The organism is Mesorhizobium sp. CO1-1-11 (assembly GCF_020164995.1).
In the GTDB taxonomy this organism is placed as follows: domain Bacteria; phylum Pseudomonadota; class Alphaproteobacteria; order Rhizobiales; family Rhizobiaceae; genus Mesorhizobium; species Mesorhizobium australicum.
In genome coordinates, this window is sequence record NZ_JAIUHE010000011.1 from 220,846 (window position 1) to 239,782 (window position 18,937).

Consider the following 18,937-nt stretch of genomic DNA (forward strand, 5'->3'; position numbering starts at 1 on the left):
GACGAAGCCCGAACCAATGACCGGACGAAGCCGCGCAAAAGACAAATAAACCAACAAGGGGAACGACCATGACAATCAACAGACGCGAATTACTGGGGTACAGTGCCGCGGCACTTGGCGTGGCCGCTGTCGGCCTGCCCAAGATGGCCAATGCCGCCGCCGGCGAGTTGACCATCGCCTATAATGTCAACCTGCCGTCCTGGGACCCGACCACCGGACCGTCGGCCGTCAACCCGACCATCCAGGGCCTCTACCAGTCGGTGTTCGACCAGTTCATCCCGCAGAAGCCGGACCTGTCCTTCGCGCCGGGCCTGCTCACCGAATGGGGCTGGAACGAGGACCGCACCAAGATCATGATGACGGTGCGCGAGGGTGTAACCTGGCATGACGGCTCGCCGTTCACGCCCGAGGACGTGGTCTGGTCGTTGCAGCGGGCGGGCGATGAAAAGACCGGCAACCCGATCCAGTTCGTGTGGAAGAACGTCAACAATTTCAAGATCGACGGCAACAAGATCACGGGCGATGTCGTGCAGTTCGACCCGGTCTATTTCAAATGGATGTCGTTCCTCACCGGCTACATCATGCCGAAGGCCTATTACGAGAAGGTCGGTGCCGAAGGTTTCGAGAAGGCTCCGATCGGAACCGGCCCCTACATGGTCGAGAAGTTCGAACGCAACGCCTTCCTGCGGCTCAAGGCGAATCCGAAATACTGGGGCGGCAAGCCGGCATTCGAGAACGTGACGATCAAATTCGTCACCGACGCGGCGAGCCGCGTGGCCGAGATCGAATCCGGTTCCTCGCAGGTGACGCTCGAAATCCCCTATGAAGAGTACGACCGGCTGATCGCCAAGGACGGGCTTGCCGGGTCGATCAAGAATGTTTCCGATATCGGCATGATCTTCTTCAACGACATCGAAGCGATGCTGGACAAGAACGTGCGCCAGGCAGCCGTCATGGCGGTCGACAAGGAGCTTCTGGTCAAGCGGCTGCTGCGCGGCTATGGCCAGCCGATCGCCACGCTGGAAACGCCGGAATACACGGCCTTCGATGCCTCGATCAAGGTGGAGCACAATCCGGAGAAGGCCAAGGAGCTGCTGGCTGCTTCAGGCTATTCGCCGGAAAAGCCGGTCAAGTTCACCATCCAGACGACCAAGGGCTTCAAGCCCAAGGACTATGAGATGATCCAGGCGATCGTCGGCATGTGGCGCAAGGTCGGCATCGAGGCGACGATCGAGGTCTACGAGATCGCCAAGCACTACGAGCTGCGCGCCGCCGACAAGCTGGCGCCGGCGGCCTTCTACAATTGGGGCAACGCCATTGGCGACCCGACCACGTCGACCGGCTTTGCCATGTATGGGCCGAGCCCGCATTCGGTCTGGGACAGCCAGGACCTGATCGACATGATCAACCCGCTGTGGGGAGAGAAGGACGAGACCAAGCGCATCGCCGGGTGGAAGGCGGTCGATAAATACATCGCCGAGCAGGCCTACGTGCTGCCGCTTATGCAGTATGCGCAACCGATCGTGCATGCGAAGGGCGTCAAGGTGGTGCAGCATATTTCCGGCGCGCTGCTGCCGGCCCTGATGACCCCGGCCTGATATCAGCCTGGGCTTACCGCGCGCCGTCCATGGCGACGGCGCGCATTTCTACAGGCATATGAGCCTGCGGGCTCCTGCAAAGATTTACATGCTCCTGCAACGATTCCTGATCCGTCTGCTGACGATGCTGATCACGCTGTTCGGCGTGGCCGTCGTCGTATTCGTGGTCATCCGCGTCGCGCCCGGCGATCCGATCGCCATGATGCTGCCGCCTGGCGCCACCAATGACGACATCGCCCGTCTGCGTGCACTCTATGGGCTCGACAAGACGATCGTACAGCAGTTCTTCATCTGGCTGTCCGGCGTCGTCAAAGGCGATTTCGGCACCTCGATCTCGCTGCGGCAAGACGTGCTTGGCCTCGTCTTCAACCGGCTGCCGGCAACGCTGGAGCTTGCCATTGTCGCGCTCATCATGGCGGTGGCGATCGGCGGCACGACGGCGATCCTGGGCGCGCGCGAGCGCGGCACGGCGGTCGAGGCCGGCATCGACATCGCCAGCGGTGCCGCGCTTTCCATCCCCGATTTTCTCTGGGGCCTGGTGCTGATCCTGTTGTTCGGCGTGCTGGTGCCGATCTTCGACATTTCCGGCCGCGTGTCGCCGCAGCTCGACCTGCCCTTCGTCACCCAGTTCTACTTCTTCGAGAGCCTGCTTCGGCTGCGCTTCGACCTCACCTGGGACCTCTTGAAGCACATGCTGATGCCAGCCGTGGCGCTGGCGCTGCCGCTCGCGGCCATCATCGCACAGCTCCTGAAGCAGTCGCTGAAGGAGGTGCTCAACCTCGACTATGTCGTGCTGGCGCGGGTCAAGGGGTTTTCGGAAACGCAGGTCATCTTGCGCGAGGCGCTGAAGAACGCCGCGCTGCCGACGCTGACGCTCATCGGCGTGCAGTTCACCTTCCTCATCGGCGGCACCGTCATCGTCGAGCGGCTGTTCTCCTATGAGGGCCTCGGCAACATGGCGATCGACGCCGTCATCAACCGCGACCTGCCGCTGATCCAGGGCATCGTGCTGGTCTTCGCGCTGCTGTTCGTGCTGATCAATCTCGCGGTGGACATGATGTACGCGCTGCTCAATCCGAGGCTGCGCCATGGATGAGGCACGCATCATCAGGCACGGATCGAGCCCGAGGCTGTGGCTCGCCGGCGGTTGGCTGCTGCTGGCGCTGCTGGCCGCGATCTTGGCGCCGCTGGTGGCGCCGCAGGATCCGCTGGCGCAGGATTTGATGCTGGAGCGTCTGCCGCCCTTCTGGCTCGATGGCGCCGAGCCCGGCTATTGGCTGGGCACCGACAGTCTCGGCCGCGACCTGCTCTCCCGGCTGATTTTCGGCGGCCGCATCGCCTTCATCGTTGCTTTCGCGGCGGCCATCGCCGCCTGCGTGGTCGGCTCCACATTAGGGCTGGTCGCGGGCTATTTCGGCGGCTGGGCGGACCGCATCATCTCGCGCATCGTCGACATCTGGATGGCCTTCCCGCCGGTGCTGTTCGCCATCCTCTTGGTCGCCGTGCTCGGCACCGGCTTGAGCTCCGTCATCCTCGCCATCGCCATCATCGACTGGACGCGTTTTTGCCGGGTCATTCGCGCCGAGGCGATGGGCCAGTCACGCATGGACTATGTCGAGAATGCCCGTATCGCCGGCTATGGCCGCTTCGGCATCATGCTGCGCGAAGTGCTGCCCAATGTGGTACCGTCGATCGTGGCGCTGCTGTCGCTGGAGATGGGCATCGCCGTCATCGTCGAGGCGATCCTGTCCTTCGTCAACCTGTCGATCTCGACCGACGACCCGACCTGGGGCGGCATCATCGCCGAGGGCCGGCTGTCGATCCATCAGGCATGGTGGGTGCTGGTCTTCCCGCTGATCACGCTGATCCTCACCGTGCTCTCTTTCAGCCAGTTCGGCGAAGCGCTGAAGACGCGTTTCGATCCGGTGCTGCGATGAGCGCCTGTCTCGACATAACCGATCTGAGCGCCGTGCTGGCCAACGGCCAGCGCGTGCTGCGCTCTGTTTCGCTCTCGGTACAACCCGGTGAAGTGCGCGCGCTTGTCGGCGAAAGCGGCGCCGGCAAGACGATGATCGGCAAGGCGGTGCTTGGTGTGTTGCCGTCGAGCGTGCGCATCGTCGAAGGCTACATGAGACTCGAGGGCGAAGACCTCGGCAAACTCCCGCCAAAAGCGCGGCGCACGCTGATCGGCGCGCGCACGGCGCTGATCCCGCAGGATCCGCTGACCGCACTCAACCCCTCGCGCCGCATCGGCCCCCAGATGACCGACCGTCTGGTGCGCATTCTCGGCTGGAGCGGAGACAAGGCCGATCGGCGTATCCGGCAGTTGCTTGATGAGGTGCAGATCCGCGACCCCGACCGCGTGCTGAAGAGCTACCCGCACGAATTGTCCGGCGGCATGCGCCAGCGCGTGCTGATTGCCGCCGCCTTCGCAGCCGAGCCACGGCTGATCGTCGCCGACGAGCCGACCACGGCCCTCGACGTCACCGTGCAGAAGCAGATCCTGCGGCTCATCGCTGCGTTGCAGCGCGAACATGGCACCGCGATCCTGTTCGTCACCCACGATCTCGGCGTCGTCGCCAAGATCAGCCAGAAAGTCTCGGTGCTCTATGCCGGCAAGGTGGTGGAAGAGGCAGAGACCGCGGCGCTGTTCGCGGCACCTCGGCATCCGTACACCCGAGCGCTGATGGCGGCGACGCCGCGCTATACCGATCCATATGCTTCGCTGAAGCCGGTGGACGAGGCGGTACTGGCCGGGCTCGCCGCAGAGATCGCTGCCGCCGACCAGGCCTGGAGGCGTCCGCATGGCTGAGCCGCTGTTTTCCGTGCGCGGGCTGAAGGTCGCCTTGCCCGACATGACGCGCAAGCCGCTCATCGGCCGCGCACCGCTGGCCGAGATTCTGAAAGGCCTGGATTTCGACCTGCCCAGCGGCTCGGTGACGGGCATCGTCGGCGAATCCGGTTCGGGAAAGTCGACGCTTGGCCGTGCGCTGGTGCGGCTGCTGGAGCCGAGCGCCGGCGAGATCCGTTTCGAAGGTCGTGACATCACCCATCTGCCGGAATCGGAGTTGCGGCCGTTGCGCCGCAACCTGCAGATGATCTTCCAGGATCCGATGTCGTCGCTCAACCCGCGCCGTACCATTGCCAGCATCATCGCCGCTCCGCTCAAGCAGAACGGGCTTGGCGACAATCTGAAATCCCGCGTCGCCGAGGCACTGCAGCGCGTCGGCCTGCCGCAGAGTTTTGCCAGCCGTTACCGGCACGAACTGTCGGGCGGCCAACGCCAGCGCGTCGGCATTGCCCGCGCGCTGGCGCTGTCGCCGAAATTCGTGCTGGCCGACGAGATCGTCTCCGGCCTCGACGTCTCGACGCAGGCGCAGATCCTGACCCTGCTGGAGAAGCTTGCCGCGGAGATGGGCCTGACGGTCGCCTTCATCAGCCACGATCTGTCGGTCATCCGGCGGCTGTGCCGGCAGGTGATCGTCATGCGCGAAGGCAGCATCGTGGAAGCGAGCGCCACGGACGCGCTGTTCGACATGCCGCGGCAGAGCTACACGCGCGACCTGATTTCGGCGATCCCGCTGCCCGAAATCGACGAGGGCTGGCTGGACATTCCTTCCGCTGCCAAGGCTCAGACATGAATGCATACGCACGCCGAAAGCGGGCTCGGACGTGCGGCTGGCTAATGACAAAGCCCCGCCAATGGAGGAGAAACTGACATGAAGATGATAATCCGAAATGCAACGCTCGCGGCCGCTATTCTCGGCAGCGCAGGCATGGCCGCAGCGAGCTCGATTCCCGGCATGCGCGGGCACGACCACACCGGCATCACGGTTCCCGACATGAAGCAGGCGGTCGACTTCTTTACCGACGTGGTCGGCTGCAAGAAGGCGATGTCGTTCGGCCCGTTCGCCGACGACAAGGGCACCTTCATGCAGGATGTGCTGGGCGTCGATCCCAAGGCTGTCATCGAGCAGATCACCATGGTCCGCTGCGGCACGGGATCGAACATCGAACTGTTCAAATACACAGCACCCGACCAGAAGGACGTGACGCCGAAGAACAGCGACATTGGCGGTTTTCACATCGCCTTCTATGTCGACGACGTCGCGGCGGCGAAAGCCTATCTCGACGCCAACGGCGTCAAGACCAGATTGGGGCCGCTGCCGGTCAAGGAAGGACCCGCCGCCGGCCAGACCATCCTCTATTTCCAGGCGCCCTGGGGATTGCAACTGGAGGCGATCAGCTATCCCTCGGGCATGGCCTATGAGAAGGGTGCCGAGACCGTGCTGTGGAGCCCGAAGAATCCGGAGAAATAATCTCTCGCGGCGCGCTTGCAGGATGTCCCGGCAAGCGCGCCACCCACGCTCGCATAATCATTTCGATATAAAACTTTAAGCTTGAAATATCCTACCTCCGGCGCGATACTGAGGCATAGCAAGCGAAGAGGAGATCGCACAAATGAAGGTTGCGGTTCTCGGCGGCGGACCAGCCGGCCTCTACTTTGCCATTTCGATGAAGCTGAGGGACGCCGCGCACGACGTGACGGTTTTCGAGCGCAACCGCGCCGACGACACGTTCGGCTGGGGCGTGGTCCTGTCGGCCGAGACGCTCGACAATCTTGCTGAGAATGATCCGGTCAGCGCCGTCTGGATCAAGAAGCATTTTGCCTATTGGGACGACATCGCCGTCATCCATGACGGCGTGCGCACGGTCTCGTCGGGCCACGGCTTCTGCGGCATCGGCCGCAAGCGGCTGCTGGTCCTCTTGCAGCGCCGCGCGCGCGAACTCGGCGTCAAGCTGATGTTCGAAACCGACATCGCCGATCCCCGCCCCTACATGGAGACGCATGACCTGGTCGTCGCCGCCGACGGACTGAATTCCAGGGCGCGCAACACGTTCGTCGATATCTTCAAGCCCGACATCGACACACGCAAATGCAAGTTCGTCTGGCTCGGTACCAACCAGAAATTCGACGACGCCTTCACCTTCATCTTCGAGAAGACCGAGCATGGCTGGGTGTGGGCGCACGCCTACCAGTTCGACAGCGAGACCGCGACCTTCATCGTCGAATGCAGCGAACAGACCTGGGCCGCCTTCGGCTTCGGCGCGATGTCTCAGCAGGAGTCCATCGCGGTGTGCGAGCGCATCTTTGCCAAGCATCTTGGCGGCCACGCGCTGATGACCAATGCCAACCACATCCGTGGCTCGGCCTGGATCAACTTCCCGCGCGTGCTGTGCGAGCGCTGGTCCTACAAGAATCTGGCGCTGATGGGCGACGCGGCGGCCTCGGCGCATTTCTCGATCGGCTCCGGCACCAAACTGGCGCTGGAAAGCGCGGTGGCGCTGGCCGATTATGTCGAGACCGAACCGGACCTCGAGGCCGCCTTCCGTAAATATGAGGACGCCCGCCGCACCGAGGTGCTGAAGCTGCAGTCGGCGGCGCGCAATTCGCTGGAATGGTTCGAGGAGGTCGAGCGCTATCTCGGCCTCGATCCGGTGCAGTTCAACTATTCGCTTTTGACCCGCTCGCAACGCATCAGCCACGAGAATCTGCGGCTGCGCGATGCCGAATGGCTGGGCGGCGCCGAAGAATGGTTCCAGCGCCAGGCGGGTGCCGGTGGCAACAGGCTGCGCCGGGCGCCGATGTTCGCGCCGTTCAAGCTGCGCGACATGCGGCTGCTAAACCGCGTCGTTGTCTCGCCGATGGCGCAGTACAAGGCTGTCGACGGGTGCCCGACGGACTGGCATTTCACCCACTATGCCGAGCGTGCCAAGGGCGGCGCCGGGCTCATCTATATCGAGATGACTTGCGTCAGTCCGGAAGGGCGCATCACGCCCGGCTGCCCGGGCTTCTACGCGCCTGAACATGAGGCGGCTTGGAAACGGCTGGTCGGCTTCGTCCATACCGAGACCGAAGCGAAGATCTGCGCGCAGATCGGCCATTCCGGCGCCAAGGGTTCGACCCGGCTCGGCTGGGAAGGAACAGACGTACCGCTGGCATCAGGCAACTGGCCAGTCATGGCGGCATCCGCCGTGGCGTGGTCGCCGCAGAATCAGGTGCCGAAGGCGATGGACCGCGCCGACATGGACAGAGTGCGCGACGAGTTCGTGGCTTCGGCGCAGATGGCCGATCGCTGCGGCTTCGACATGTTGGAGATCCACGCCGCCCATGGCTATCTCCTGTCGTCCTTCATCACGCCGGTCACCAACCGCCGCACGGACGCCTATGGCGGTTCGCTGGAAAACCGTATGCGCTATCCCCTCGAGGTTTTCCACGCGGTGCGCGCCGCCTGGCCGGCGCACAAGCCGATCTCGATGCGTATTTCTGCCAATGACTGGGTCGGCATCGAAGGCGTGACACCCGCCGACGCGGTCGAGATCGCGCGGCTGTTGCATGAGGCCGGCGTCGACATTTGCGACGTCTCGGCAGGACAAACTTCGGTGCTGGCAAAGCCGGTCTATGGCCGCATGTTCCAGACGCCGTTTTCCGACCGCATCCGCAACGAAGTCGGCATGGCGACGATGGCGGTCGGCAACATCTACGAGCCGGACCATGTCAATTCGATCCTGATGGCCGGCCGCGCCGATCTGGTGGCGCTGGCACGGCCGCATCTCGCCGATCCCTACTGGACGCTGCATGCGGCGGTGTCGCTCGGCGACCGCGGCGTCAAATGGCCTGATCCCTATCTGCCCGGGCGCGACCAGATCTACCGGCTGGCCGAGCGCGATGCGGCGGCGGGGCTGAAAGTATGAGTATTTTTCGTTCGCCACGCTGCCCCTCATCCGCCTGCCGGCACCTTCCCGCAGCATGCAGGGGGGCGTCGCGCATGCATGGTCTTGCACTGCGCTGGTCGACCCCCACTCCGTCTCGGCTTCGCCGATCCACCTCTCCCCCGATCGACGGGGGAGAGGAACGGTGCGACCCCTCTGCCGCCGATGCTCGTCTCATGAGGCTCCCTTCCTTTCCCTCCGGAGGAGGGAAAGGTGGCGTTGCGAAGCAACGACGGATTGGGGGAACCACCTGGCAACCAAGCATCGGGCCAATCGCCAGTCCCAGAATGTCTGTGCATGTCATGGCTTCGATCTGGCGCAAGAGGCAGCGCCGACCTTCGAGGATTGCCACATGATCGCGGGCAAGCACGCACTGGTCACCGGCGGCGGCTCCGGCGTCGGCCGGGCAATCGCGCTGGCACTGGCCGGCGCCGGCGTTGACGTGACCATCTGCGGCCGGCGGGAAACGGAGCTCGCAAAGGTCGCGGGCCAAAGCGGCCGCATCTTCGGCATTACCGCCGATGTCACGAGCGAGACCGAAACGGCGGCGCTCTACGCGCAGGCTGAAGCCGCGCGCGGGCCGTTCGATATCGTCATTGCCAATGCCGGCATGGCCGGCAGCACGCCAGCGCACAAGATCCCGCTGGCCGACTGGCAGCGGACGCTCGACGTCAATCTGACCGGCGCCTTCCTGACGGTGAAACCGGCGCTGGCCGGCATGGCCGCGCGCAAGGCAGGCCGCATCGTGTTCATCGCCTCCACGGCAGGTCTGAAGGGCTACGCCTATGTCGCGCCCTACGTCGCGGCCAAGCATGGCGTCGTCGGCCTGATGCGGGCGCTGGCCGCCGAGACGGCGAAATCCGGTGTCACCGTCAACGCCGTGTGCCCAGGCTTCGTCGAGACCGACATGCTGGAGGAGTCCATCCAGCGCATCGTCGAAAAGACCGGCCGCTCGGCAGAACAGGCGCGGGCCAGTCTTGCCTCGACCAATCCGCAAGGCCGTTTCATCCAGCCCCGGGAAATTGCCGAAGCCGTGCTTTGGCTGTGTGGCAACGCGGCGCAATCGATCACCGGACAGGCGATTTCGATCTCGGGAGGTGAAACATGGTAGCCGGCCCCCTGCCCCTGCCATCGGGACCCGGCAAGGACCGGCTGCGCCTGTGGATCAGGCTGCTGCGCGCGTCGCGCACGATCGAGGCCGAACTGCGCGAGCGCCTGAAGAAGGAATTCGACACGACGTTGCCGCGTTTCGACGTCATGGCAGCACTTTACCGCGCGCCGGAGGGCATGCTGATGAGCGACCTGTCGCGCTTCCTGCTGGTGTCCAACGGCAATGTCACCGGTATTGTCGACCGGCTGGTTTCGGAAGGGCTGGTGGCGCGCGCGCGCCGCAATGGCGACCGCCGCACCTCGATGGTTCGGCTGACCGAGGAAGGTACGAAGTCCTTTGCCATCATCGCCGCCGCGCATGAGGGCTGGATCGGCGAATTGCTGGGCAAGGTCAGCGAGGAGGATGCGCGCCGGCTGACCGGCATGCTGACCTCGTTCCGCAGCAACTGGGAGGGACGCGAATGACCGCAATGGCCGGCCTCAAGCCGACGCATTTCCTGTGGGAGGTCGAGGGCAGGATCGCTAAGGTCCGGCTTGACCGGCCGGAGCGCAAGAACCCGCTGACCTTCGACAGCTATGCCGAGCTGCGCGACACGTTCCGCGATCTCGTCTATGCCGACGACGTCGACGCCGTGGTGTTCCTCTCCAATGGCGGCAATTTCTGCTCCGGCGGCGATGTCCACGACATTATCGGTCCGCTGGTCAAGATGGACATGAAGCAGCTCTTGGCCTTCACCCGCATGACCGGCGATTTCGTCAAGGCGATGCTGAATTGCGGCAAGCCGCTCATCGCCGCGGTCGACGGCGTGGCGGTCGGCGCCGGCGCCATCATCGCCATGAGTTCGGATATCCGCATCGCCACGCCGGAAGCCAAGACGGCGTTCCTGTTCACCCGCGTCGGCCTTGCCGGCTGCGACATGGGCGCCTGCGCGATCCTGCCGCGCATCATCGGCCAGGGCCGCGCCGCCGAACTGCTCTACACCGGCCGAACCATGACAGCGACGGAAGGCGAGCGCTGGGGGTTCTATAACAGGCTGGTAGCGGCAGACGTACTTGAGGCCGACGCGCTCGACATGGCCGCCCGCATCGTCTCCGGCCCGACCTTCGCCCACGGCATCACCAAGACGCAGCTCAACCAGGAATGGTCGATGGGCCTCGATCAGGCGATCGAGGCGGAAGCACAGGCGCAGGCGATCTGCATGCAGACGCGCGATTTCGAACGGGCGTATCGGGCTTTCGTGGCCAAGGAAAAGCCGGTGTTCGAGGGGAATTGAGGATGGCTTGTTGCGTAGGCACCCCCCTCTGGCCTGCCGGCCATCTCCCCCGCAAGGGGGGAGATCAGATGTCACTCTGGCTTTCGCCAATTACCAGCTCTGAGGAAGGGGCGGCATCGGTGAAACCGCTAATCTCCCCCCTTGCGGGGGAGATTAGCGGCAGGCCAGAGGGGGGTGTGACGGAACGAGGCGTAACGGGAGATATCCATGCCTGACCGCTCCTTCCTCAGCTGGCCCTTCTTCGAAAGCCGCCATCGCGAACTCGCCGGGGACCTGGACGCCTGGTGCGCGAAAAACCTGCCGGTCGACCACCATGACGTCGACGCCGCCTGCCGCGAGCTGGTCGCGAAACTGGGCAGGGACGGCTGGCTGAAGCCGACGGCGCTCGATACGGACAACCCCGCACCACTCGACGTGCGCGCCCTGTGCATCACGCGCGAGACGCTGGCCCGCCACGATGGCCTCGCCGATTTCGCTTTCGCCATGCAAGGTCTCGGCACCGGCGCGCTCAGTCTGTTCGGCACGTCGGAGCAGCAGCAATGGCTTGCGAGGACACGCGCCGGCAAGGCGATATCAGCCTTCGCCCTATCGGAACCGCGTTCGGGATCTGATGTCGCCAACATGGAGATGGCGGCGACCCGTGACGGCGACAGCTATGTTCTCACGGGCGAAAAAACCTGGATATCGAATGGCGGCATTGCGGACATCTATGTCGTCTTCGCCCGCACCGGCGAGGCGCCCGGAGCCAAGGGGCTCTCTGCCTTCCTGGTGCCGGGCGATGCAAAGGGGCTCGGTATCGCCGAACGCCTGGAAGTGATCGCGCCGCATCCACTGGCGCGCTTGTCTTTCGACGGGGTGCGGTTGCCCGCCTCGGCCCTGATCGGCAAGCCTGGCGACGGTTTCCGCATCGCCATGTCGGTGCTCGACGTGTTCCGCTCGACCGTCGGCGCGGCGGCACTCGGCTTTGCCCGCCGCGCGCTCGATGAAAGCATCAAGCGGGTGGCCGAGCGCAAACTGTTCGGCGCGCCGATGGCCGAACTGCAGATGGTGCAGGGACACATCGCCGACATGGCGCTCGACGTCGATGCGGCGGCGCTTTTGGTCTATCGCGCCGCATGGACCAAGGACATGGGTGCGGCGCGGGTGACGCGCGAGGCGGCGATGGCCAAACTGTTCGCCACCGACAAGGCGCAGGAGGTGATCGACAAAGCGGTGCAGCTGCATGGCGGCGATGGTGTCCGCAAGGGCCATATCGTCGAGAGCCTGTATCGCGAGATCCGCGCGCTGCGAATCTACGAGGGCGCATCGGACGTGCAGAAGGTTGTGATCGCACGGCAAGTAATGGGCGCGGCCTGAACAGGTCGTGACCACGGACGGAAATGTTTTCGAGACGGATATTGCGGACCCGATATTGGACAGGCGGAGAGACGACATGCACGAGATCCTGCAGCCGGAAGGCTGGGCAAAACCGGTCGGCTACGCCAATGGCGTGGCCGCGCGCGGCAGGCTCGTCTTCGTCGGCGGACAGGTCGGCTGGAACGGGCAATGCCAGTTCGAGACCGACGATTTCGCCGGCCAGGTGCGGCAGACGCTTCAGAACATCGTCGCGGTGCTGGCCGAGGCCGGCGCGGAGCCACGGCACATCACCTCGATGACCTGGTATTTTACCGACAAGGCCGAATATCTCGGCAACCTCAAGGGGATCGGCGAGGCCTATCGCGAGGTGATCGGCCGGCATTTTCCAGCGATGGCCGCCATGCAGGTGGTGGCGCTGGTCGAGGACCGCGCCAAGGTGGAGATCCAGGCGACCGCCGTTATTCCGGAATAAACGCCCATCGCTTCGTCATCCTGGGGCGAAGCAAGGAGCGCAGCGACGCGGCGCAGACCCCAGGATCCATGCCGTGAAATCAAAGCGTTGCAGCGGTCCGGAATTCTGCTCCGCCGCACTCCGTCGCTAAGATCGCGGCATGGATCCCAGGGTCTCCGCGACGGAGCTTCGCTCCTGCTCCGCCCAGGGATGACGACGTTGAAATCCTGGCTAGGCCACCGATCATCCCCTTGGCATCGCTGCTACCCGCGAAGCCCGGCCTGCCTGAGCAACGGCAGTACGTGGTCGCAGAAATAGGGCAATTCCCTGGTGTAGTTGACGAAGGACAGGGCGATGCCTTGATAGCCGTGCTCCGCAATGGCGGCCATTTCGGCGACGATCGTCTGCGGCGTTCCAACCAGCGGATAGGTGCCGGCGCCGCCGGCGAAACGCTGCCGGTAGCGGTCATAGGCATGCGGGTCGTGCGACTGCGAGAATTCCTTCTTGCCGGCCATATGCGCATCGACCGCCTCGTGATCGGCCAGATCGACGGCATACCTGTTATAATAGGCCTGCGCCTCTTCCATGGTCGGACGGCAGACGACATGGGCCACGGTGTAGACGCCGACCTGCCGGCCAACCTTGTCGGCTCGCTCGCTGATGTCGGCGACATGCTTGCCGGCATCGGCCATCTCGGAAAAGGTCGTGAACAGGTAGTCGCAATGGGCCGCGGCGAAATCGCGGCCGGGGCCGCCGAAAGCGGCGTTCATGGTCACGGGGCGCGGAACCTGCAGGCTGGCCGGCCGGCTGACCGCCTCCTTGAGGTGATAATAGGTGCCTTCGTAGTCCAGCGGCTCCGCCGATGCATAGAGCTTCTCGAGGATCTCGATCCATTCGGCCGCCTGGTCGTAGCCCTTCTCGACCAGCGGCGTGCCGAACATGCCGAATTCCTTCGGGTTCCAGCCGCAGACGATGTTCAGGCCGGCCCGGCCTTGGCTGATGTGATCGACCGTCGCCAGCGCCTTGGCGGCATAGAGCGGATGCACCAGCGGCACGTGCACGGTCATGAACAGGCCGATCCGGTCGGTGGCCATGCTGAGTGCCGCCGCCCAGGTGAAGGTCTCGAAGGACCGCTCGCGCACCTTGTTGCGGCCGCCAAAGCCACGCCAGCGCGCGATCGGCAACATGAACTCCAGCCCGGCGCGATCGGCGATCCGGGCGGCCGTTAGATTGTCCTGCCAGCTCGCCGTCCAGCGTTCCGGCACATCCGATATGGCAAGGCCGCCATCGGCGTTGGTCGAGAAAACGCCAAGCTTCAGTTTGTTGGAGCCGTGCAGCGGATGTGCTTTGTTCATGTCGCGACCTCCCGGCGAAGATCGCACGCTACGGCTCCGCGAAAATATTTCAAGCATGAAATAGCTTCGCCCTGCGCCTGTTTGTCGATATGAATTTGGCGGGATGAGAAAAGGACTAGGCATGAGCGAGTTCCGCCAGAATTGCACCGGCAAGGCCAACCTCGTCGGCTCCTTCGCTGCCATTCCTCACCCCGTCGCGGTCGAAGTGATGGCGCTGTCCGGCCTCGACTTCCTCTGCATCGACTGGGAGCATGCCCAGATCTCACGCGACATCATCGAGACCATGGTGCGCGCCGCCGATGTCCACCGCGTGCCGGCGATGGTGCGCGTTCCTGGTCACGCGCCCGAAGCCATCCAGGCGGCGCTGGACAGCGGCGCGCAAGGCGTGCTGGTGCCACGCGTCTCGACACCGGCACAGGCGGCAATGGCCGTGAAAGCATCCCGCTATCCGCCACGGGGCGAGCGCGGCGTCGGACCCGGTCGCGCGGCCGGTTATGGCTATCGCATTCCCGAATATCTAGCCGGCGCCAATGACAGGATCGTCGTGGCGGTCCAGGTCGAGACTTCAGAGGGATTGGCCAACATCGAGGCGATCGCTGATGTCGACGGCGTCGACGTGATCTTCGTCGGCCCCGGCGATCTCTCCGTGTCGATCGATGCGATCGGACCGAAGGGCGCCGACAAGCTCACGGACGCGATCCGCAGGATCGTCGGCGTGACGATCGCGCACGACAAGACCTCCGGCATATTCTGCGCCAGCCCGCAGGCCATCGGCCAATGGGCGGCAATCGGCGCCAGCTTCTTCGTCCTGGCCAGCGACACAATGTACCTGGGTGCGGGCGCCGCGGCCAATTATGCCGCCGCCCGGGCCGAACTGGCGCGGGAGGACCCGCGCTAGCGCTGGGTTGCACAAGCGATCAAGCCAGGAAACTTTTTAAGCTTAAAACTTTTGCCTTGAAAAGCGCCGCGCTTTGGATAAGCATTCAGGATGGATGGCGACTGTCGGCCTGGAGGGCTTTACGGGCAGTCATCATGGTGCTCCGGGTGGGAGGGGTTTCAGTCCTTGTCGTTTGTGCAGCCCCAATCATCGTCCAGTGCGCGCTACGCTTTCGATGGTGCGCGCGCTCAGTTCCATGACCTGCGTACCGAGACCATCGCCAACCTTTCGCGCGTGAATGCGTATGCGACCGCGACAAAATCGCGGCTGCGCTCGAGCGCATGGCCGCCATCATGAATTGACGCCCCGCTGGGAGGCGGGACGGCAAGAACCGTGCGGGCCAGCCCGCCCGATCAACAACCAGAGGGAACACCCCAGAGGGACCACCAATGAAGCTCAACCGTCGCAATCTCATCCTTGTCGCCGCGGCAATCGGCATCGCGGCCGGACCGGCAACCGCCTATGCCGCCGATGTGCTCAATGTCGGCGCCTACCCGACCAATCCGCCCTTTGAATACAAGGACGAGAGCGGCACGTTCGAGGGTTTCGAAGTCGACATCGTCAACGAGGCGGCCAAGCGCGCCGGCATGACCACCGACATCGCCGATCTCGGCTTTCAGGCACTGTTCGCCGCGACCACTTCGAAGCGCATCGACGTCGCCATCTCCTCGATCACGATCACGCCGGAGCGGCTGAAGTCGCAGTCGTTCACCCAGCCCTATTATGATTCCGACATGGGTATCGCGACCAAGACCGACAGCGCGGTCAACGCCGAGGCGGACCTCAAGGGCAAGATCGTCGGCGTGCTCTCGGGCTCGACCGGCGAGACCTGGGTCAAGGCGCATCAGGAAGCCGACGGCTTCAGCGATGTGAAGGGCTATGACACGCAGCAGAACCTTTTGCTCGACCTCAGCGCCGGCCGTGTCGACGCCGCCGTCAGCGACATTCCCGGCATGGAATATTCCTTCACCAAGATGAAGGACCTGAAGGTCAAGCAGCGCATCAAGACCGGCGAGCAGTACGGCCTGATGATGACCAAGGATCATCCGCTGCTCGGCAAACTCAACGACGCGCTGACGGCGATGAAGAAGGACGGCACGTTGGCCGCGATCCACAAAAAGTGGTTCGGCAGCGACGCGCCGGCCGATTCCTCGACCGTCAAGGAAATGCCTATGCCCAAGGCCTGAGCGGCGGCCAGACGGAATGCGTGCCGGCCCCAAGGGGTCGGCACGTCCCGTTTTTCACGCATGACCTTCCCGGGGCTGGCATCCGTTCGGCAAAGCCGATCTTGATGTTCCGGGTCGGGATCTGGCGTCAGATGACGCAACACCGTTCGGGAATGCCTCGATGTCGCTGATCGACACTTTCTTCAACGCCGACGTCATCGCGTCGAGCCTGCCGGCGTTGCTGCGCGGCTTCCTGAACACGCTGCTGCTCGGTCTGCTCAGCATCGGCATCGGCATTCCCATCGGCCTGGTGATCAGCCTGTTGCGGCTCTATGCGCCGAAGCCGCTGCGCTGGCTGGCGGTCGGTTACACCGACATTTTCCGCGCCTTGCCGGTCCTCGTCGTGCTGATCCTGATCTATTACGCGCTGCCTTTCCTCGGCATACGCCTGTCGTCCTGGGCGTCGGCGGTGACCGCGTTCGCCATCATCATGTCGGCCTATTCGGCCGAAGTGTTCCGCTCCGGCATAGAGAGCATTCCGCGCGGCCAGTTCGAGGCGGCGCAGGCGCTTGGCCTGCCGTTCCTTTTGACCTTGCGCAAGGTGGTGCTGCCGCAGGCGGTGCGCGTCGTCATCCCGCCGATGACCAGCAACTGCGTCTCGATGTTCAAGGACACGTCGCTGGCCTCCACCGTGGCGCTGCCGGAACTGCTCAAGGAAGCGACCAATGCACAGTCGCTCTACGCCAATCCCTCGCCGCTGATCGGCGCGGCGCTGGTCTATCTCATCTTCCTTTGGCCGATGGTTCGTCTCGTCAGCCTCCTTGAAGCCCGCTTCAAGGACGAGAAGGCCCGCTGACCATTCACCACCCCGCAAGCACTTCGCAGGAGATATCCTTGAGCAACTCCCAGGTCACCGGCGGCTTTCCCGTCGACACCATCCGCGCCATGTTTCCCGCCCTGCAGCGGGCTGGCGATTTCATCTTCATGGACAACGCCGCCGGGGCGCAGATTCCGCAAAGCGTGCTCGACGCGGTGACCAACCACCTGGTCTCGCACAATGTGCAGCGCGGCGGCCGCTATGGCCGCAGCGTCACCGTCGACCAGTCGGTCGCCGATGCGCGGACAAGCGTCGCACTGTTGATCAATGCTTACAGCCCGGCGGAAATCTGCTTCGGCATGAACGCCACCTCCTTCATCCGCCTGGTCAGCCTCGGCATTGGCCAGATGCTTGGAGAACGCGACGAGATCGTCATCACCGACATGGACCACGACGCCAACATCGCCACCTGGCTGGCGCTGGAATCGGCCGGCGCCAAATTCAAGTGGTGGCGCATGCGTGAGGATGGCAATCTGCATGTCGACGATCTCAAGCCGCTGGTTTCGGACCGCACTCGGCTGGTCGCCTGCACGGTGACGGCGCACTCGATCGGTTCGATCGTCGACGTCGCGTCGGTGGCGCAAATCGCCCATGCCGCCGGCGCCGAAGTGTTCCTCGACTGCGTGCATTACGGGCCGCATGGGCTGATCGACGTGCAGGCCTGGGGCTGCGATTATCTCGTCTGCTCCGGCTACAAGAATTTCTCGCCGCATATGGGCTTTCTGTGGGGCCGCTTCGAGACGCTGAAGCGGCTGCCGACCTTCCGCGAGGATTTCATTCCGGACGAGCCTCCCTACAAGGTGGAAGCCGGCACCTTCATCTACGAGAACGTGTCGGGCATGGATGCCGCCGTGCAATATCTGGAACTGATCGGCCGCAATCTGGCGCCCTCCAACAACCGCTCGCGACGCGAAAACATCGTCGCCGGCATGGGCGCTATCCGCGACTACGAACTCATTCTGGCGCGCGAGATGATGGGCGTGCTGAAGGGCTGCGGCGCAACCATCTACGGCGTCGCCGACGAGGCGCGCATCAACGAGCGTGTGCCGACCTTCTGCTTCAACATCGGCAAGCTGTCGCCGCAGCGGATCGTCGAGGAAATGGCCGAGATGCAGATCGGCATCCGCGACGGCCACATGTACGCGCCGCGGCTGATGAAGCGCCTCAACCTCAGCATGGACAGCGGCGCTATCCGTGCCTCGCTGGTCCACTACAATACGGTCGAGGAGATCCACAAGTTCGGTGAGGCTTTGCGCGCCATCATCGCCAAGCTGTCGTAATGAGTCAGGCTCGCGGCAATCGCACCGATCGATCCGGGCCGTCGCGCTGCCCCTCATCCGCCTGCCGGCACCTTCTCCCCGTATAGTGACGGGGAGAAGAGGCTGGCCGCACCCTCGGCACCCTGCTCGCAATCTTGGTGGTGGCGAAACCGGCCGTGAGAGCGTTTTTCTCCCGGTCACTATACGGGGAGAAATGTCCGGCAGGACAATGAGGGGCGGCGCTGACGTCGGCCATTTGCATGGCTTGCGACCTTAGAGCGGTTCATCGCTTGATAGAATCGGAAGGGATTCCCGCTCGGTTGGATTTGTGATTCAAGATGCTGGCTGGATTGGAGGCCAGCATCATATGGTTCGACCTCTTTCCGAGGATCTTCGCGAGCGGGTTGTGGCGGCGGTTTTGAGTGGCGAGAGCCGCCGGTCGGCCGCCAAGCGGTTCGGTATCGCGAATTCGACGGCAGTGAAGTTGTTGCAGCGCCATCAGGCGACCGGTTCGATAGCGCCTGGCAAGATGGGTGGACATCGCAAGAGAGTGCTGGAGCCACACCGTGCCTTCATAGAGGCGCGCATGCGTGAGACGCCGCATCTGACGTTGCACGGCCTTAAGGATGAACTGGCCGGTCGCGGGGTCACGGTTTCGCACAACGCAGTGTGGCAGTTCCTGCGCCGCGAGGGGCTGAGCTTCAAAAAAACGCTGTTCGCCCTTGAGCAGGCGCGCGCTGATGTTGCCCGCAGGCGACAGCGGTGGCGAGCCTGGCAGCC

General features: G+C 64.0%; 17 protein-coding genes and 1 pseudogene. 17 read left to right on the plus strand and 1 reads right to left on the minus strand.

Annotated features, from left to right (window positions below):
* Positions 1–68: 68 nt before the first annotated feature.
* The 12 genes from LB554_RS15355 (at position 69) to LB554_RS15410 (ending at position 12,584) form a co-directional block, all read left to right on the plus strand.
* The gene (locus tag LB554_RS15355) at positions 69–1,598 is read left to right on the plus strand and encodes an ABC transporter substrate-binding protein (RefSeq protein WP_140714125.1); all 1,530 of its coding nucleotides are present in this window, start codon (positions 69–71) and stop codon (positions 1,596–1,598) included.
* An 88-nt stretch (positions 1,599–1,686) separates the two neighbouring features.
* Positions 1,687–2,694: an ABC transporter permease gene (locus LB554_RS15360; protein ID WP_140714127.1), complete on the plus strand. Its 1,008-nt coding sequence runs from the start codon at positions 1,687–1,689 to the stop codon at positions 2,692–2,694.
* Positions 2,687–3,535, plus strand: a complete 849-nt coding sequence (locus LB554_RS15365; RefSeq protein ID WP_140614831.1) for an ABC transporter permease — start codon at positions 2,687–2,689, stop codon at positions 3,533–3,535. Before LB554_RS15360 ends, LB554_RS15365 begins: the two co-directional genes overlap by 8 nt.
* Positions 3,532–4,410, plus strand: a complete 879-nt coding sequence (locus LB554_RS15370) for an ABC transporter ATP-binding protein (protein WP_224585359.1) — start codon at positions 3,532–3,534, stop codon at positions 4,408–4,410. The genes LB554_RS15365 and LB554_RS15370 overlap by 4 nt, the downstream gene beginning before the upstream one ends.
* On the plus strand, positions 4,403–5,239 hold the full coding sequence (locus LB554_RS15375; protein ID WP_140714131.1) for an ATP-binding cassette domain-containing protein: 837 nt from the start codon (positions 4,403–4,405) through the stop codon (positions 5,237–5,239). Before LB554_RS15370 ends, LB554_RS15375 begins: the two co-directional genes overlap by 8 nt.
* 78 nt (positions 5,240–5,317) lie before the next feature.
* Positions 5,318–5,917, plus strand: coding sequence for a VOC family protein (locus LB554_RS15380; RefSeq protein ID WP_140714133.1), 600 nt, complete (start codon positions 5,318–5,320; stop codon positions 5,915–5,917).
* Between the two features lie 142 nt (positions 5,918–6,059).
* Entirely contained in the window at positions 6,060–8,354 is a 2,295-nt protein-coding gene (locus tag LB554_RS15385; RefSeq protein WP_140714135.1) for a bifunctional salicylyl-CoA 5-hydroxylase/oxidoreductase, read from the plus strand.
* Between the two features lie 370 nt (positions 8,355–8,724).
* Positions 8,725–9,483: an SDR family NAD(P)-dependent oxidoreductase gene (locus LB554_RS15390; protein ID WP_140714137.1), complete on the plus strand. Its 759-nt coding sequence runs from the start codon at positions 8,725–8,727 to the stop codon at positions 9,481–9,483.
* Entirely contained in the window at positions 9,477–9,947 is a 471-nt protein-coding gene (locus tag LB554_RS15395; RefSeq protein WP_015314089.1) for a MarR family winged helix-turn-helix transcriptional regulator, read from the plus strand. Before LB554_RS15390 ends, LB554_RS15395 begins: the two co-directional genes overlap by 7 nt.
* Positions 9,944–10,756 carry an enoyl-CoA hydratase family protein gene (locus LB554_RS15400; protein WP_224585362.1) on the plus strand — a complete coding sequence of 271 codons (813 nt, stop codon included), beginning with the start codon at positions 9,944–9,946 and terminating at the stop codon, positions 10,754–10,756. Before LB554_RS15395 ends, LB554_RS15400 begins: the two co-directional genes overlap by 4 nt.
* Positions 10,757–10,963: 207 nt before the next feature.
* Positions 10,964–12,112, plus strand: a complete 1,149-nt coding sequence (locus LB554_RS15405; RefSeq protein ID WP_224585364.1) for an acyl-CoA dehydrogenase family protein — start codon at positions 10,964–10,966, stop codon at positions 12,110–12,112.
* 76 nt (positions 12,113–12,188) lie between these two features.
* On the plus strand, positions 12,189–12,584 hold the full coding sequence (locus LB554_RS15410; RefSeq protein ID WP_135916832.1) for a RidA family protein: 396 nt from the start codon (positions 12,189–12,191) through the stop codon (positions 12,582–12,584).
* Positions 12,585–12,826: 242 nt separating this feature from the next.
* Here the strand turns inward: LB554_RS15410 and LB554_RS15415 are convergent, their stop codons facing one another.
* On the minus strand, positions 12,827–13,918 hold the full coding sequence (locus LB554_RS15415) for an LLM class flavin-dependent oxidoreductase (RefSeq protein ID WP_224585366.1): 1,092 nt from the start codon (positions 13,916–13,918) through the stop codon (positions 12,827–12,829).
* 121 nt (positions 13,919–14,039) lie between these two features.
* Between LB554_RS15415 and LB554_RS15420 the strand changes: the two genes are divergently transcribed.
* The 5 genes and pseudogenes from LB554_RS15420 to LB554_RS15440 form a co-directional block, all read left to right on the plus strand.
* A complete protein-coding gene (locus LB554_RS15420; RefSeq protein WP_015314094.1) occupies positions 14,040–14,816 on the plus strand; it encodes an HpcH/HpaI aldolase family protein in 777 nt (258 codons plus the stop codon).
* A gap of 428 nt (positions 14,817–15,244) precedes the next feature.
* Positions 15,245–16,042, plus strand: a complete 798-nt coding sequence (locus LB554_RS15425) for an ABC transporter substrate-binding protein (protein WP_224585368.1) — start codon at positions 15,245–15,247, stop codon at positions 16,040–16,042.
* 160 nt (positions 16,043–16,202) lie between these two features.
* Complete coding sequence (locus LB554_RS15430; protein WP_140614842.1) at positions 16,203–16,877, plus strand: amino acid ABC transporter permease; 675 nt, start codon at positions 16,203–16,205, stop codon at positions 16,875–16,877.
* A gap of 38 nt (positions 16,878–16,915) precedes the next feature.
* Positions 16,916–18,178 carry a cysteine desulfurase-like protein gene (locus tag LB554_RS15435; protein WP_224585370.1) on the plus strand — a complete coding sequence of 421 codons (1,263 nt, stop codon included), beginning with the start codon at positions 16,916–16,918 and terminating at the stop codon, positions 18,176–18,178.
* A gap of 346 nt (positions 18,179–18,524) precedes the next feature.
* Positions 18,525–18,937, plus strand: a pseudogene (locus tag LB554_RS15440) (IS630 family transposase); the annotation flags it as partial.

Excerpts from the sequence above, each read along its gene's own strand:
- LB554_RS15400 (WP_224585362.1), top strand. The coding sequence starts at position 9,944 with ATGACCGCAATGGCCGGCCTCAAGCCGACGCATTTCCTGTGGGAGGTC.
- LB554_RS15385 (WP_140714135.1), top strand. The coding sequence starts at position 6,060 with ATGAAGGTTGCGGTTCTCGGCGGCGGACCAGCCGGCCTCTACTTTGCC.
- LB554_RS15360 (WP_140714127.1), top strand. The coding sequence starts at position 1,687 with ATGCTCCTGCAACGATTCCTGATCCGTCTGCTGACGATGCTGATCACG.
- LB554_RS15420 (WP_015314094.1), top strand. The coding sequence starts at position 14,040 with ATGAGCGAGTTCCGCCAGAATTGCACCGGCAAGGCCAACCTCGTCGGC.
- LB554_RS15415 (WP_224585366.1), bottom strand. The coding sequence starts at position 13,918 with ATGAACAAAGCACATCCGCTGCACGGCTCCAACAAACTGAAGCTTGGC.
- LB554_RS15365 (WP_140614831.1), top strand. The coding sequence starts at position 2,687 with ATGGATGAGGCACGCATCATCAGGCACGGATCGAGCCCGAGGCTGTGG.
- LB554_RS15370 (WP_224585359.1), top strand. The coding sequence starts at position 3,532 with ATGAGCGCCTGTCTCGACATAACCGATCTGAGCGCCGTGCTGGCCAAC.
- LB554_RS15425 (WP_224585368.1), top strand. The coding sequence starts at position 15,245 with ATGAAGCTCAACCGTCGCAATCTCATCCTTGTCGCCGCGGCAATCGGC.
- LB554_RS15395 (WP_015314089.1), top strand. The coding sequence starts at position 9,477 with ATGGTAGCCGGCCCCCTGCCCCTGCCATCGGGACCCGGCAAGGACCGG.
- LB554_RS15410 (WP_135916832.1), top strand. The coding sequence starts at position 12,189 with ATGCACGAGATCCTGCAGCCGGAAGGCTGGGCAAAACCGGTCGGCTAC.
- LB554_RS15405 (WP_224585364.1), top strand. The coding sequence starts at position 10,964 with ATGCCTGACCGCTCCTTCCTCAGCTGGCCCTTCTTCGAAAGCCGCCAT.
- LB554_RS15380 (WP_140714133.1), top strand. The coding sequence starts at position 5,318 with ATGAAGATGATAATCCGAAATGCAACGCTCGCGGCCGCTATTCTCGGC.
- LB554_RS15375 (WP_140714131.1), top strand. The coding sequence starts at position 4,403 with ATGGCTGAGCCGCTGTTTTCCGTGCGCGGGCTGAAGGTCGCCTTGCCC.
- LB554_RS15430 (WP_140614842.1), top strand. The coding sequence starts at position 16,203 with ATGTCGCTGATCGACACTTTCTTCAACGCCGACGTCATCGCGTCGAGC.
- LB554_RS15390 (WP_140714137.1), top strand. The coding sequence starts at position 8,725 with ATGATCGCGGGCAAGCACGCACTGGTCACCGGCGGCGGCTCCGGCGTC.
- LB554_RS15355 (WP_140714125.1), top strand. The coding sequence starts at position 69 with ATGACAATCAACAGACGCGAATTACTGGGGTACAGTGCCGCGGCACTT.